General features: G+C 50.2%; 9 protein-coding genes. All 9 read right to left on the minus strand.

The features are described 5' to 3' along the window. Positions 1 to 26 precede the first annotated feature (26 nt). A complete protein-coding gene (locus BM202_RS32440) occupies positions 27 to 1670 on the minus strand; it encodes a TldD/PmbA family protein (protein ID WP_093834096.1) in 1644 nt (547 codons plus the stop codon). A 114-nt stretch (positions 1671 to 1784) separates the two neighbouring features. Then, positions 1785 to 3989 (minus strand): penicillin acylase family protein, encoded by a 2205-nt coding sequence (locus BM202_RS32445; protein ID WP_245776895.1) that lies wholly within the window; start codon positions 3987 to 3989, stop codon positions 1785 to 1787. 114 nt (positions 3990 to 4103) lie between these two features. Further along, positions 4104 to 5552, minus strand: coding sequence for a SusD/RagB family nutrient-binding outer membrane lipoprotein (locus tag BM202_RS32450; protein WP_093834098.1), 1449 nt, complete (start codon positions 5550 to 5552; stop codon positions 4104 to 4106). 19 nt (positions 5553 to 5571) lie between these two features. Further along, positions 5572 to 8928, minus strand: a complete 3357-nt coding sequence (locus BM202_RS32455) for a SusC/RagA family TonB-linked outer membrane protein (protein ID WP_245776896.1) — start codon at positions 8926 to 8928, stop codon at positions 5572 to 5574. A 151-nt stretch (positions 8929 to 9079) separates the two neighbouring features. Beyond that, entirely contained in the window at positions 9080 to 9328 is a 249-nt protein-coding gene (locus tag BM202_RS32460; protein ID WP_093834102.1) for a hypothetical protein, read from the minus strand. 246 nt (positions 9329 to 9574) lie between these two features. Next, positions 9575 to 11011 (minus strand): FAD-dependent oxidoreductase, encoded by a 1437-nt coding sequence (locus BM202_RS32465; protein ID WP_093834104.1) that lies wholly within the window; start codon positions 11009 to 11011, stop codon positions 9575 to 9577. Positions 11012 to 11151: 140 nt separating this feature from the next. After that, positions 11152 to 11910, minus strand: coding sequence for a succinate dehydrogenase/fumarate reductase iron-sulfur subunit (locus BM202_RS32470; RefSeq protein WP_093834106.1), 759 nt, complete (start codon positions 11908 to 11910; stop codon positions 11152 to 11154). Positions 11911 to 11989: 79 nt separating this feature from the next. Further along, positions 11990 to 13927 (minus strand): fumarate reductase/succinate dehydrogenase flavoprotein subunit, encoded by a 1938-nt coding sequence (locus tag BM202_RS32475; protein WP_093834108.1) that lies wholly within the window; start codon positions 13925 to 13927, stop codon positions 11990 to 11992. A 96-nt stretch (positions 13928 to 14023) separates the two neighbouring features. Next, the gene (locus BM202_RS32480; protein WP_093834110.1) at positions 14024 to 14719 is read right to left on the minus strand and encodes a succinate dehydrogenase cytochrome b subunit; all 696 of its coding nucleotides are present in this window, start codon (positions 14717 to 14719) and stop codon (positions 14024 to 14026) included. Positions 14720 to 14882: the final 163 nt, after the last annotated feature.

Raw genomic sequence — 14882 nt, forward strand, 5'->3', positions numbered from 1 at the left:
CAGCCGACCGAAAACCGAAAACTGTTTTAAATCTTCCGTCCGGTATTGATAACGTTTACGCCATTGAAGCGCGTCGTGGGGCAACCGTGCGAAACGGCACTTACCTGACCCGGCTGACCTTTTCCGTCGAAGAACGTACCGAATAATCGGTAATCGTCTTTGTCGCAGATGCGGGCGCAGGAATTCCAGAACTCTTGTGTATTGGACTGATACGCTACGTCGTCAAGCATACCCACAATGGCCCCATTCTTGATTTCGTAGAAAAGCTGACCACTAAACTGGAAGTTATACCGCTGCTGATCGATAGACGACGAGCCCCGGCCCAGAATGTAAATGCCTTTCTCGGTATCTTTGATCATGTCGTGAATGCTATATTTATCCAGCCCCGGTTGTAACGATACGTTCGGCATCCGCTGAAACTGTACACTATCCCAGCTTTCGGCAAAACTGCACCCCTGCGATTCTTTTTCCCCCAATAAATGCACCTGATCGCGGGTGGCCTGAAAATTCACCAGAATGCCGTTTTTGACCAGATCCCACTGTTTGCCCGGAACGCCTTCATCGTCGTAGCCAACGAGCCCCATGGTATTCGGCTGAATTTTGTCGGCTCTCAAATTGACGATTTTGCTGCCGTACTGGAAATTCTTCGATTTCAGCTTTTCCATCGTGGCGAAGCTGGTTCCGGCCAGGTTAGCTTCGTAGCCAAGCACGCGGTCAAGTTCCAGCGGATGACCAACGGATTCGTGAATCGTTAATCCCAGGTTGGACGGATCGAGAATCATGTCGTATTTGCCCGCCGGTACCGATTTCGCCGATAGCTTTTCCTTCGCCTGCAAAGCCGCTGCGGTGGCATCCTCGATCATGTTATAGGCATACCGGTAGGTCGTAGGCCCATTGGGTATTACAATTTTCTCGGCCGGATTATCCGATAAGTATTCGTACCCCATGCCAATGGGCGCACTCAGCGCGTCGCGGGATTTGAAGCGCCCGGTCTGCTTGTTCACGGCCGAAACCGTAAAGGTGGGCCACATCCGATGGATGTCCTGATCGATGTACGAGCCATCGGTCGATGCGAAATATTTCTGTTCGTTGACAAAGAATAGATTGGACGTAACGAACGAAGCGCCATTTTTCATGGCAGCTCCATTCACTTCCATAAGCAGGTCTATCTTTTCCTTGACCGGAATCTCAAAGGCATTTTTCTTGATGGGCGTTTTCCAGGTTTTTTCGCCGAAGCCTTTCTGGGGTGCCAGCACTACGGGCTCTAACTGGATTTCCGCATTGGCTTTCGCCATGTCCACGGCTTCTGCGGCACATCTGGCAATGCTTTCGGCACTCATCTCATTCGTTGAGGCAAACCCCCAGGTGCCATTGGCAATGACCCGAATACCAATGCCATACGACTCCGAGTTGACGATATTCTGCACCTTGTTTTCGCGGGTAAACAGGTATTGCCGCAGATACCGGCCAATGCGTACATCCGCATACGTTGCACCCTTGCTTTTAGCCGCATTCAGCGCCACATCGGCCAGCCGTTTCTTCAGTGCTACGTCCAGCCACGGACTTAACAGGTCTTCCGCCGAAACCCGGCGCCCGGTCAGCAACCCGGCAGGAAGCAGGGCCGCGCTTACGCCAAGACCGGATAATTTTGCGAACTCACGCCTTTTCATAGAGAATAATGTGTTGTTAGGAATTTATGTATGCTGGCGCGGACATTCGCTCGCGCCTGAAGCTGTGGTGGCGGGATTAAGATAACACTGGCCACCGACCCGACACCACGACAGCTACTGATCGCCGGGATGATAAACCTTCTCGGCGTGTTTGTATACGTCGTCTTTGTAAAAATAAATTTCTTTGTAGGTTCCGTTAATGTAGCCATTCACCTGATCGGTGTAATGCAGAGATGCCGGATCGGAACTGGCACCACCCGTCAGGATCGTCTTGGCCCGAAGCTTGTCACCAAATTCAACCGCGGCTACGAACGTATTGCCGGTAACACCGTAGCGCTTATGTGTTTTAGGCGATTTTCGGCTTACATACGCGTTCAGCGACCCCATGTAACCAGGGGTTGCCGAGATACCCCAGCTCAGTTTTTCATCGCTGGGTTCTTTGTCCGTCGTCCGCTGAAACCGGTTGGCCGTACCCCAGGTTACCTGCCAGGTTCCGAACTCTTTTTCCAGATCGGCAACGACCTGAGCCAGCGCCGTGAGTTGCTCCATGGGCGACAGAAATTCGGTGGTGAGCGCGGCTCCGTTGGTCAGCGAATATTGTTCCTCGGTCGTGGCTGGTTTCGGCAGCCGGGCCATATCCAGCTGAATGATTTTTTCCAGCCAGAGCGTCGTCAGGGTCGTAGCAATCGAACTCGTATCCGTTTTGAAATTCCATTTTTGCAAGACGTCAATGGGTTGCGCCAGCCTGGTTTTGATGGAGTCTGAAATTACGGAATTATACGCGGCAATCAGGCTGGGAACAAACCGTTCGCCACTGGGTAGATACGTATCATAGGAAGCCATAATGACATCATCCATCGTCGCGTTTTTCAGGGGTGTCAACACACGGACGGCATGCACGGCTCGAGGTGTATGCCCATCGGGAAGCATGTAGGTGGGCAACTTCAGCATGGGAGCCGATAACTCGCCCGCTCCGTATAAAGGCGTTGAGTTACAGTTCTGTACCCATCCATTAGGCGGATTGATGTACTGAGGCAACTCCGTCAGTTCGTGCGTTCCCTGCCATTCCGTGGCCGACGTCGTGCCGTCGACGGGGCGTTTCCAGTCGAGTAACGGGTTTTTCTTCGGTACGAAGTTGCCGTGCCAGTAAGCAATATTTCCTGCCTTATCGGCATAAACGATGTTGCTGCCCACCATAGCGCGCGCGTTTATGGCCGTGGTAAATTCCTTCAGGTTATGCGCCTTCATTTTCAGCCAGTTCATGCCCAGCAGTTCAATGTTAGGTTCGTAGGTTTTCAGGGCAATCCAGCGGGTGGCGGTAGCATAAACAACCGGGCCGTGGTGCGTGTGATATGTAGTGAATTTCTTTGTGGCCCAGCTATCGCCTTTTTTGTAACGAAGCTCGGTGGTGGTGCTATCGACCGGTTTCCAGACGCCATTGTAGCGATACATCAATTTCCCATTCTTCCGCTCGACATCTTCGGCGTACAAGTCTTTGGCGTCCGACAGCGAAACGGGGTGCATCCAGCCGCAGAATTCATTGAAGCCCTGGAAAATGTTGAATTGACCCAGGAATGGCGCCCCGTAGGAATTTAGGCCCTCGGCGCTAACCACCTGAACTTCAATACGGCCGTAGTATTCAGCGTGCGGGTTAATGAACAGGATCGCCTTTTTATTTTTTGTCCGGGAAGGCCCCAGCGCCCAACCGTTAGAACCATCATTTTTGGGCGGATCAGCCGTAAAACTCCGGCTCCCTGTAGCGACCTGAGCGGCTTCTTTCCCGTAAAAAGCCTTGAAATCGCCTTCACTAACGTTGCTGCCACCCATAGCCGGTACGTTGTTCATCAGTACCATCCAGGGTTCAATTCGGGTCAGTAATTTGGGTTTGACGGCTGGATGCGTGATCATATAGTAATTAATCCCGGCAGCGTGGGCATCGCAAAGTTTTCTCAACCAGTCCGGCGTTTCTTTGTACAATTGAACGGCTTGCGTGGAATCAATGAACAGGCGCGTCCAGAGATCGCGGTAAATCGCGGATTCGCCTTCGATTTCAGAATTGCGGCCCAGACGCGTAACCAGTGAATTTTCTACTTTGTCGAAGAATTCTTCGCACTGTACATACATGAGGCCAAACACGGCGTCGGCATCGGTTTTCGCGTAGATGTGGGGAACGCCATAAGTGTCCTTAACAATCTCAACGCCTTTCGCCTGCTTTGTTAGTTGATCGACTTCCTGCGTAGAAAACTGAGCCTGAGTAACCGTAGCGCAAACCAACAGGACAAATACGGCAAGAAAAAAATTAGCTTTAAAATGCATCATCAATCAGATTACAAAGTTTTCATTATCATGTTAGCAAAGTTTCTTTAAACAGGACGAACAGGATTCTTTTTGTAATTCTCAACCCTGTTCATCCCATAAATCCCGTCAGAAATTTTACTTGTAAATAGTGATTGGATCAAACAGACTTGGTGCTGAACGAGGACTGTTTGGGTTGGAATTCAGTTCGTTTTGGGAGTAAATGAACCGCCCTGGCAACTGGCTACCATTGTTGGGTTTGAGTTTGACGCCCAGCCCCTCCGTGCGGGTACGGCGTTCGTCATCCCAGCCTAAATGCTGCCCGTAAAACGTAACGTAGCGTTCTTCCAGAATTTCCCGCAACAGGGCATTCGATGCCGTGATACCATCTTTGTTTTCGATCCCTCCGGCGGCAAAGTCGGCGGCTACGTATGGATCATATTTATACGTCCCAGCCACCTTGTAGGTCGCGTGCAGATACCCACCACCGTTCAGGAAGCTGCGGTAGGCGTTCAGATGCCCAAGGGCCACATCAAACCCTTTCCCCGAACGCAGTGCCATTTCGGCCAGCGTTAGCATATTCTCCTGATACGTAACAAGCGGAAAACTGGCATCCCGAGCGAAAAATCCACGGTTCGCGGTGGTTGTCAGCGTATTTGGTTCGATGACGCCCGGCGCATTCACCCCGTTCTCCAGGTAGTAAAATTTGAAGCGGGCCGTTTCGTTCGTTTTTGAATTCCCCCGATACGTAGCCGTTTTAGCGGGATTTAGTAGCTCTGCGTTGTAGGCACCTTCGGCCGTAATGCTACCCGCCCGAACGTTTGTCAGGAAGCTGTAATTCTGATTTTCGTTCACGCTGGCCGTTGTGCCGTGTGTGGCATACATGGAGTTCGCGTAAGCACTCACCCCCGACGTAGCTACAGTATACGCTTCGTTATATTGTTTTAAATCTATATACAAACGAGCTTTCAGCGTATTGGCCACCTGTTTCCATTTCGTGACATCGCCACCGAAGAAAATATCTTTTGTACCCACAGCTCCAATGCCCGATTCCAGATCGGCAATACCCTCATTCAACTGGGCAATGAGCTTGGGAATCAGTTCCGCCTGCGTTTCAAAACGTGGATTCGTGAACGTAGCAGTATTGGCGGTTTCTGTAAATGGTGCATCGCCCCAAAGTTCAGTAACGGTTCCGATGTTATGTGCCTGGATAATTTTAGTAATCCCGGCCATAACGCGGTTGCCCAGCTGATTCGCTTTTTCAAGAGTTCGGATGGCGTTTTTGTTGGTACCCGTGTAAAATAGATTCCAGTCGTCGTCGAAATTGGCGGCCGTAATCTGATACTGCCCCCACGTACCGAACTGCTGGAAACTCCCGAAGCCGTACCCCGTCCAGACAATGGTGAGCCGGCTAGCCATACCTTCCTGAGACGCAATGTGGGCAATCTGCGTACCCGTAAAAATATACTCGGCAGAAGCGTCTGTTGGGTTGTTCAGATCCTGGTTCATATCCGATACCAGCGATTCGCACGAGAAGAACGCCAAGCCAATCAGTCCTGCACAAATAGATCTATATCGTCGTTTCATTCGATTCCAATCGTTAAAATTAGTAATTGATTTTCAGGCTGAAGACCAGCGATCTTGTGCTGGGATTATTGAAGTAATCCACACCACGGGCATTGCCAACCCCCGATACGTTGGTTTCAGGATCAATGCCCACTACTTTGGTCCAGAGTACCGGGTTCCGGGTAGTTACGGCGAAACTGACCGACTCCAGCTTCGTTTTCTTCCGGAAGCCCGGCGTGTTCAGTTGATACCCCAGGGTAATCTCACGAATACGGGTCCAGCTTCCATCCCGAACGAACTGCTCCGTTAGCTGCCCGGAGTGCCCACCAATGGAGGTATAGAACGACTGATCCAGCAAGACAGGGCCGCCACCATAATTCGTTACGTTGCCCCGCAAGGTGGTTCCAGCCTTGAACAACGTCCCGGCATAGTTGTAGGTATCCTGCGCTAGGGTCACTTCGTTGCCTACGTCGGCATACGTACCGAAATTCACCAATACTCCGCGTGTACCTTCGTAAAAATCGCCACCCTGAAAGGTTTCAAACAGGACGTTCAGCGATAGTTTTTTATAGGACAGATTCGTTCCAAAGCCACCGCGCCAATCGGGGTTTGGGTCGCCCACGATGCCCAACGTAGTGCCTAACTTAGGAAAGCCCGTAGATGTCAGGTTCATGGAACCGTCTTCATTACGCTGATAAACACCACCGTAGAAGGAAGACAGCGCGTCGCCCACGTGGGCGACGGTACTCAGCGCACCGGCCGTAAAGGTGACGATTTCGGTACCGCCTAAATTCGTGACCCGGTTCTTGTTTTTACTCCAGTTAGCAAATACATTCCAGTTGAAATCTTTCTTCTGCAGAACGTTCAGGTTGAAGTCTACTTCCATGCCTTTGTTCTCCATACTACCGGCATTGGTATATTTCTGGCTAAACCCGGTTGATCCAGCCGACGATACCTGGAGCAATAAATCCCGGATGTTATTTTGGTAATAGGTGTACCCTACCGTTAGTTTGTTTTTGAAGAACCGTAAGTCAGCGCCGACTTCCCACTCCGTTTTACGTTCGGGAAAAAGATTGGGGTCTCCCTGCGTTGCACTTTCTACGTAAGCACCACCGTAACCCGAACTCGTCAGCGTGGTTGCCCAACTGCTGAACGAAGCCGTTACGTAAGGGGTCGTATTCCGGTAGGGTTCGGGCTGAATACCCACGATACCGAAGGAGGCCCGCACCTTACCGAACGAAAGCGCACTCCCGCGGAACACTGGCAATTGGCTGAACTGCCAGGCTACGTCAGCCGATGGATAGTAGAAAGTCGATTTAGATGCGCTCCCGAACGTAGAGCCGGATTCGCTGGCAATAGACCCATTGACAAACAGTTGGTTATAGAATCCCAGGTTCAGGGTTGAGTACAAACGAGCCGTCCGGCGATGCGTTTCCGTATTGAATGGAAAGTTGTTGACAGCCGTAGAGTTGGCAAAGTTTGGTGGTGCTTCCTCAAGAATGAAGCCGTTCATGGTACCACCCAGCAGGTTGTACTTCCGATCATTGATGTTGAAGCCAACAATCAACGTACTCGTTATATTTTCACCAAAATCTTTACTGGCCCTTCCAATTACATCCAGGTTCATTTCAGTTTCCGAAATGATACGTTGGTCGTACGCACCAGCGCCCGAGTTTTCAACCGACGACACAGGGTTGTTGGTAACCCGTCGATCGTTGTAGGTGTCCATCCCAGCCCGAGCCGTGATGCTAAACCAGTCTTTCGGTGTCGCTACAATCTCCGAGTTCATGATAAACCGATCGACTTCCGAGAAATTAGTCAGCTCGTTGATTGTCCAGAGTGGGTCGTTGTAGCTTGGGTTAGCCGAAGCGCCGAGATAATTTCGATACGACCGCTGGCGATTCCGAATGGCTGCGGCCGTAGGCGATGCGAAGTAGCTTCCTTTCCAGTACCGGCTGTCGAAATCGGGCGACGAACGTAGCATGCCCAGGTAGAGACCGCTGGCGTTGTCGCCTTTTTGAACCCGGTTAGAGGTCGTTCGGATGTAGTTGGCATTTGCCGACGCTTTGATAATGTCATTGAGCTGACGGGACGCGTTAAATCGAACCGAGTTTCGTTTGTAGTCGCTTTGCCCGGCGAAAATTCCTTTCTGATTCAGGTTCCCCAGACTCAGGTAAAAGTTGCCCTTGTCGTTTCCTCCGCTCAGGCTAACGTTATTATCATAATAGGTACCCGTCCGAAACACGGCATCCTTACGTGCTTCGTTGTAGGTCTCTCTTGAATTTTTCGTCAGGATTGGATAAAATGTTTTCCCCTGATAGGATTCAAAGCGGGCGCCGTTCATGTTCACTACGTCGTCGCCACCGGCCCGGTTGGCAATTTTATCGCCCCAGGAATACTGCGTCGTTGGATTGTAAACACCACCGGAACCTTGCCCGTATGCTTCCTGTAAGGGGTGTAATACGTTAACTTTGTCGAAAGAAACCGTAGAACTAAAGCTGACATTCAGTTTGTTATCCGCAGCGCCCCGTTTCGTTGTGATCACGATGACACCATTGGCTGCCCGCGATCCCCAAAGCCCAGCCGCCGAAGCCCCTTTCAGGATTTGCATGCTGGCAATGTCTTCCGGGTTGATGTCATTCAGGCGGGATTGTTGCGCCACACCGCCCCGAGAATCGCCACTGGTGCTGTTACTCATGGGAACGCCATCGATAATAATGAGCGGCTGGTTCGAGCCCGTAATCGTATTCTGTCCCCGAATCTGGATGTATGAACCGGCCCCCGGATCACCCGTAGAGCGCGAAATCAACACGCCAGCGGCTTTACCCGCCAGCCCGTTAATGACGCCCGTTTCACCCGAGCGTTTAATGTCTTCGGGTTTGACCGTCGATAGCGTGGAACCCATTCGATCTTTCTCTTCCTTGAAACCTAAGGCCGTGACAACCACTTCGTTGAGCACTTTGGAGTCGGCAGCCAGCGTTACGTTGATGGCCGTCTGGTCGCCAACCGGAATTTCCTGAGAGACATAGCCCAGAAATGAAAAAATCAGCGTGCTTTCTTTGGACGGTACGTTGATGGTGTAATTTCCTTCGGCATTCGTGGTGGTGCCAACGGTGGTGCCCTTTATGGAAATATTGACGCCCGGCAACGCCAATCGGTCTTCCTGAGCCGTAACTTTCCCTTTGATGACGATGGCGGCCGGAACGCTGGACATTCCTGAAGCATCGATTCGGTAAGTGACCTTAGTGGGTACACTACTACGTTCATTTTTGGCAACGATGTCGCTGGGGTCTCCTTTTTCAACCAGCCGGTTCTGAGCCCTGACTGTCGTCACCATCGAAGCAGAGACCGCTAAATAGCCTAAGATCCGAATTCTGTTTTGTAATGATAATCTCATTGCTCTCAATCAGTTGGTTAGTTGCATTATTGACAAAAGCTCTTCTGGCGTCCCTTCGTAAAAAAGAGTGACTACTACGATGGTTAGTAAAAGAAAGTGGTATGATAAGCAGGCGTTTACAGAAATAGCCTCGCAGGATAAATCCAAAAAATTACCAGAAAATCAGGGATAGGGAAGCTGCTACGTTCAGCCATTGTGCCCAGGGTTGAAAGACACCAGCGTCTAAAAACCCAGTTTTCGTGTCCTCAGAGTTGTCTGCTTCCCGATCCATGTGGTCCTTCACCAACTCATCCAGCTCCCCCCGTTTGAGCAACTCCAGGAATACTTCCAGTTCCTGATCAGTTGCCTGATTGTTGAGATAGCGCTCAACTAAGGTTTCTTTAAATTGGCTCTCATCCATAGGTTATCCGTTAATTATCTAGAAGACAATCGAGCCGGCCGGGAGGGTACCCCCTTAACAGATTTTTTTTGATCGTGGCTTTAAGAGTTACGTGTAACCAGACACGTATCAGATGAAGGGCAATACCAATTGCTTCGGTACAGGCTGACCGAAGTAGAGCGTTTTAGGATAGAGTAGACAATTCATCCACACCATCGGGATCAACGAAGTGTCTGTAAAAAAGAAAGCTATTAGGGGGTAGAGACCTTACGTTGTTTGTCGGTGCAGATACGCTTTAACGGCAAAGCTAGCCACTACGCCTTCACCCGTAGCCGCAGCAACCTGCGCAATAGCGCCTAACCGACAGTCGCCAGCAGCCAGGATGCCGGGGACCGATGTCTCGACCGATCCAGGTCGGGTGCAGATAAATCCCTGCTCATTGAGGTCAATGGTTTTAGCCAGAAACCTGGTATTGGGGGTAAGCCCTACAAACAGAAAGACGCCATCAGCCTCAATCTCCATTACCTCGCCCGTGGCATTATCGGTCACCTGCAATGCCTTGAACGTACCCTGATCGTTACTGAGAAAGGCCGTTGGCGTTTGGTTCAGATACACCGCTACGTTCGTAAATTCGGCTAATTTTTCGGTGTAGGTTGTTGAGGCACTAAATTCCGGTTTGTAATGAACAAACGAGACTTTTCGGCAAAAACGAGCCAGAAACATACCTTCCTCCAGCGCACTGTTGCCTCCGCCGATAACCAGAATCTCCCGATCCCGGTAGAAAGCCCCATCGCAGGTAGCACAGAAATGAATCCCCGCACCAATTAATTCGGACTCTCCCGGAATATTCAATTTCTTGTAGGTTGATCCTACCGCCACCACGACTGAGCGGGCCGTAATGTCACCCATGTTCGTTTCGAGATGAAAAATTTCATTTTCGTGGGTGATTTTACGAACGTCGGCACCCAGTTTAATGTCTGATCCGTAGATTTGGGCCTGCTCGGCCATTTTATTCATCAGCTCCTTCCCGCTGATATCGATAAAGCCCGGATAGTTTTCGATTTTATCGGTCAACGAAGCATTCCCGCCGATGAGTCGTTTTTCAAGAATGATGGAGGAAAATTTATCCCGTTGTACGTAAATAGCTGTGGTTAGTCCAGTAGCCCCGCCCCCGATAATTGCTACGTCATACAAATGCGACTGCGCTTCTTCGGTTATGCCGATCAGGTCTCTTAGAGTTCGGTTGTCCGGGTTAGCAAACGCCTGATCATCAATAAAAATAGTCGGGATAATTCGCTTGCCTTTATTCACCGTTTCGAGAACGGGGATTGACCAGGCATGCACGTCAATATTTATATACTGGTAATTAATGCCATTATCGCTCAGATATGCTTTTGCCCGATGGCAGTCCGGACACCAATCAGCCCCAAACAAACGAATGCGGGGTCGGCCGGGGTTGAGTCCGAGTAAGGCGGCAATCTGTTCATTGGTAGGATTTACGAATGATGTTTCGTTAATAAGCAACGTGGGCGTGAGCCGTTTACCCTCCTGCATCTTCTCCACCTGTATGGCGGCTTCCCGATCAAGGTCAACATTTATGTAGGCGAAATCCAGCTGGTTCTCTTCCAGATAGTTTTTTACACGTTTGCTATCTTCACACCATTCCGCCTCGTACAGGGTCAGCGTTGTTTGGTCTATGATCATTAGTTCAGAAAATGGTCAGGGAAATCAGCATCAAGATAGCATCTTCATCCCAGAAACGGAGCAATACGGTTAGAAAAGTATAAAACAAACAAAGCCCGGTTGCGACTAACGCAACCGGGCTTTATTCACTGTTTTTATTTTTACCCCTGAACGTTATCCGAAGCCAGTTTGGCGCCCAGGTATTCGCGGTTCATGCGGGCGATGTGATCAAGCGATATCGACTTGGGACACTCGACAGAACAAGCTCCTGTAAACGAGCAAGCTCCGAAACCTTCGGCGTCCATTTGCGCGACCATACGTTCAGCCCGCTCTCTGTGCTCGGCCTGCCCTTGCGGCAGAATAGCCAATTGGGAGACTTTTGCCGATACAAACAGCATAGCCGACGCATTTTTGCAGGCCGCTACACAAGCTCCGCAGCCAATGCAGGCAGCCGCATCCATGGCTTCATCGGCAATGCTACGTGGAATAAGAATTTCGTTCGCGTCGGGAGCTGAACCGGTATTGACCGATACGTAGCCACCCGCCTGGATAATCCGGTCGAAAGCCAGGCGATCGACCATCAAATCTTTAATAACCGGGAAAGCCCGTGCACGCCAGGGTTCAACGACAATCGTGTCGCCATCGTTGAACGAGCGCATGTGAAGTTGGCAGGTAGTAGCACCCGTTTGCGGACCGTGTGGCCGACCATTGATGTACATCGAACACGTACCGCAAATACCTTCCCGGCAGTCGTGGTCGAAGGTTACGGGATCTTCGCCTTTTCGGGTTAGAGAATCATTCAGCACATCGAACATCTCCAAAAAGGACATATCCTCTGAGACGTTATCCAGTTGATAGTCAACCAGCTTCCCCTCAGTATTCGTATTTTTTTGTCTCCAGACTTTGAGTGTAATCTTCATACTTGTCGTCGTTCGTCGACAGTCGCTGGTCAATAGTGCCCTGTTACTGACAGTTATCGACTAACGACTTTGACTACTGTTATTTATAACTCCGCTGTGTCAGTTTCACGTTCTCGAATTCCAGCATTTCTTTGTTGAGCAGTTCAGGATTTCCTTCACCCTGATACTCCCAAGCTGCTACGTAGGCGTAATGTTCGTCATCGCGAAGGGCTTCACCGTCCGGGGTCTGGTATTCCTCACGGAAGTGACCACCACATGATTCGTTCCGATTGAGCGCATCATCGACCATAAGTTCACCTAACTCGATGAAATCAGCTACGCGGCCTGCCTGCTCCAATGCCTGATTCATTTCCTCGGCATCACCCATAATTTTGGCATTAGACCAGAACTCTTTTTTCAGCGCCTGAATCTTCTGTTTGGCGAGTTGGAGTCCTTCTGCATTTCTTGCCATACCGCAGTATTCCCACATAATATGACCTAGTTCTTTATGCAGGTCATCAACTGGACGAGTGCCTTTTATAGACATCATCCTATTAATCTGAGCCTGAACTTTCTGCTCCGTTTCTTTGAAGGCAGGCGAATCGACCGGAATTTTGTCAGCCGGACCAATGGTTGCCAGATAATCGCCAACCGTATAGGGAATGACAAAATAACCATCGGCCAACCCCTGCATTAATGCCGACGCGCCTAAGCGGTTGGCACCATGGTCAGAAAAGTTAGCTTCACCAAGCGCATATAAACCAGGAACAGTGGTCATGAGGTTGTAATCGACCCACAAGCCACCCATCGTATAGTGAACAGCGGGGTAGATCATCATCGGCGTTTCGTAAGGATTTTCGCCGGTGATCTTTTCATACATTTCGAACAGGTTACCATATTTGGCTTCGATCACTTTCTGACCGTCACGCTTGATCGCATCGGCAAAATCCAGATATACCGCTAAACCGGTTTTACTAACACCCCGACCTTCGTCGCACATATTCTTGGCGTTTCGAGACGCTACGTCCCGGGGAACCAAATTGCCAAATGCCGGATAGCGACGCTCCAGGAAATAGTCACGAGCGTCTTCGGCAAGATCCGTAGCTTTTAGCTGGCCTTTCTGAATTTTCTGCGCGTCTTCTTTCGACTTCGGTGCCCATACGCGGCCATCGTTCCGCAACGACTCCGACATCAGCGTCAGTTTCGACTGGTAGTGGCCCGATACAGGAATGCAGGTTGGGTGAATCTGCGTGAAGCAAGGATTACCAAATACAGCACCTTTTTTGTGCGCCCGCCAGGCTGCCGTTACGTTACATCCCATCGCATTGGTCGAGAGGTAAAATACGTTGCCATAGCCGCCCGTACAAAGCAGCACAGCATGGGCCGAATGCGATTCTATTTTCCCCGTAATCAGGTTGCGGGTAACAATGCCCCGCGCCTTACCACCCTCAACCACCAGGTCGAGCATTTCGGTACGGGTATACAATTTCACTTTGCCGTTAGCTACCTGACGGCTTAAAGCTGAATAAGCCCCCAGCAACAACTGCTGCCCCGTTTGACCACGGGCGTAAAACGTTCGTGATACCTGCGCTCCACCAAACGAGCGGTTTGCCAACGTACCGCCATATTCCCGGGCGAATGGAACACCCTGTGCTACACACTGGTCAATGATATTGACACTGACTTCGGCCAGCCGGTGAACATTACCTTCGCGGGCGCGGTAATCACCCCCTTTGATGGTATCGTAGAATAACCGGAACACGCTGTCGCCGTCGTTCTGATAGTTTTTAGCGGCATTGATTCCCCCCTGGGCAGCAATGGAGTGCGCCCGACGGGGACTATCCTGGTAGCAAAATGCTTTAACGTTGTAGCCCAGCTCCGCCAATGATGCAGCCGCCGATGCACCAGCCAGACCGGTACCTACCACGATAACATCATATTTACGCTTGTTCGCTGGATTGACCAGCTTCAAGGCGAATTTTTGCCGTGCCCATTTTTCGGCTAAAGGACCCTCGGGGATTTTAGATTCCAGTTTCATGCTTTAAAGAGCGAAAGACTGAAAGAGTGAAGAAGCGAACGAGCGGTGAAGATGTATTTAGTAGTACATTCTTTCACTCATTTGCTCTTTCATTCTTTAAATAATGTGATGAACCTGTAAATACACGTAAATCGGCATTGCCGCAAAAGCTGCCGGAATAAGGACAGCAAAGAAAACTTTACCCACAAACTCAATTACCGGCGTGTATTTTTTATGACGAACGCCAATAGTTTGAAAACCACTCTGAAAGCCGTGCGCCAGGTGAAACCCGATGGCAACCATGCAGATAACGTATAATGTTACGTACCACAGCTCACCGAAGGCCACCTTCACGACAGCATACAAATCTTTGTACTGCTTACCATCGTATTCGGCCATTGGCACCGCGCCAAAGTGCATTTCATACCAGAACGTGCGCATATGAATGATGATAAAGAGCAATAGAATTGTGCCAAGTATCCCCATGTTACGCGACGACCATGGACTATTTGCTTCGGGCTTGCTATAGGCATACTTAACCGGGCGCGACGCCTGATTATGCCGGGTAAGAATAAAAGCCATCAGCGCATGTACCAGAATGGAGGTATAGAGCAGGTACGAAACGGTCATGATAAGCGGATTATGGGTCATGAAGTACGTATACTCATTGAAAGCCCGTCCGCCGTCGCCCTTGAACAGCTGGAGATTACCAGCCATATGAACGATCAAAAAAGAACATAGAAACAGTCCCGTCAGCGACATTATTACTTTGCGACCAAGGGAGCTGGAGAGTGTTTGTGTTACCCAAGCCATACGGTGAACGACACGAAAATTAAGTGTAAACGATTGAAAAAAAGCCGGGTTAAACGGCGCATCAAAGCTAAATCACAAACGCCATGGAAACAAGATTAAGGGGCATTATCCCCTGTTTTATAACTTATTTACAGCCGGTATAAACTATAGTCACGGGCTGATT

This window comes from Spirosoma endophyticum, assembly GCF_900112365.1.
Classification (GTDB): domain Bacteria; phylum Bacteroidota; class Bacteroidia; order Cytophagales; family Spirosomataceae; genus Spirosoma; species Spirosoma endophyticum.

Bases quoted from the DNA above. Each gene is read 5' to 3' on its own strand.
- BM202_RS32445 (WP_245776895.1), bottom strand. From the start codon at position 3,989: ATGATGCATTTTAAAGCTAATTTTTTTCTTGCCGTATTTGTCCTGTTG.
- BM202_RS32455 (WP_245776896.1), bottom strand. From the start codon at position 8,928: ATGAGATTATCATTACAAAACAGAATTCGGATCTTAGGCTATTTAGCG.
- BM202_RS32450 (WP_093834098.1), bottom strand. From the start codon at position 5,552: ATGAAACGACGATATAGATCTATTTGTGCAGGACTGATTGGCTTGGCG.
- BM202_RS32465 (WP_093834104.1), bottom strand. From the start codon at position 11,011: ATGATCATAGACCAAACAACGCTGACCCTGTACGAGGCGGAATGGTGT.
- BM202_RS32460 (WP_093834102.1), bottom strand. From the start codon at position 9,328: ATGGATGAGAGCCAATTTAAAGAAACCTTAGTTGAGCGCTATCTCAAC.
- BM202_RS32470 (WP_093834106.1), bottom strand. From the start codon at position 11,910: ATGAAGATTACACTCAAAGTCTGGAGACAAAAAAATACGAATACTGAG.
- BM202_RS32480 (WP_093834110.1), bottom strand. From the start codon at position 14,719: ATGGCTTGGGTAACACAAACACTCTCCAGCTCCCTTGGTCGCAAAGTA.
- BM202_RS32440 (WP_093834096.1), bottom strand. From the start codon at position 1,670: ATGAAAAGGCGTGAGTTCGCAAAATTATCCGGTCTTGGCGTAAGCGCG.
- BM202_RS32475 (WP_093834108.1), bottom strand. From the start codon at position 13,927: ATGAAACTGGAATCTAAAATCCCCGAGGGTCCTTTAGCCGAAAAATGG.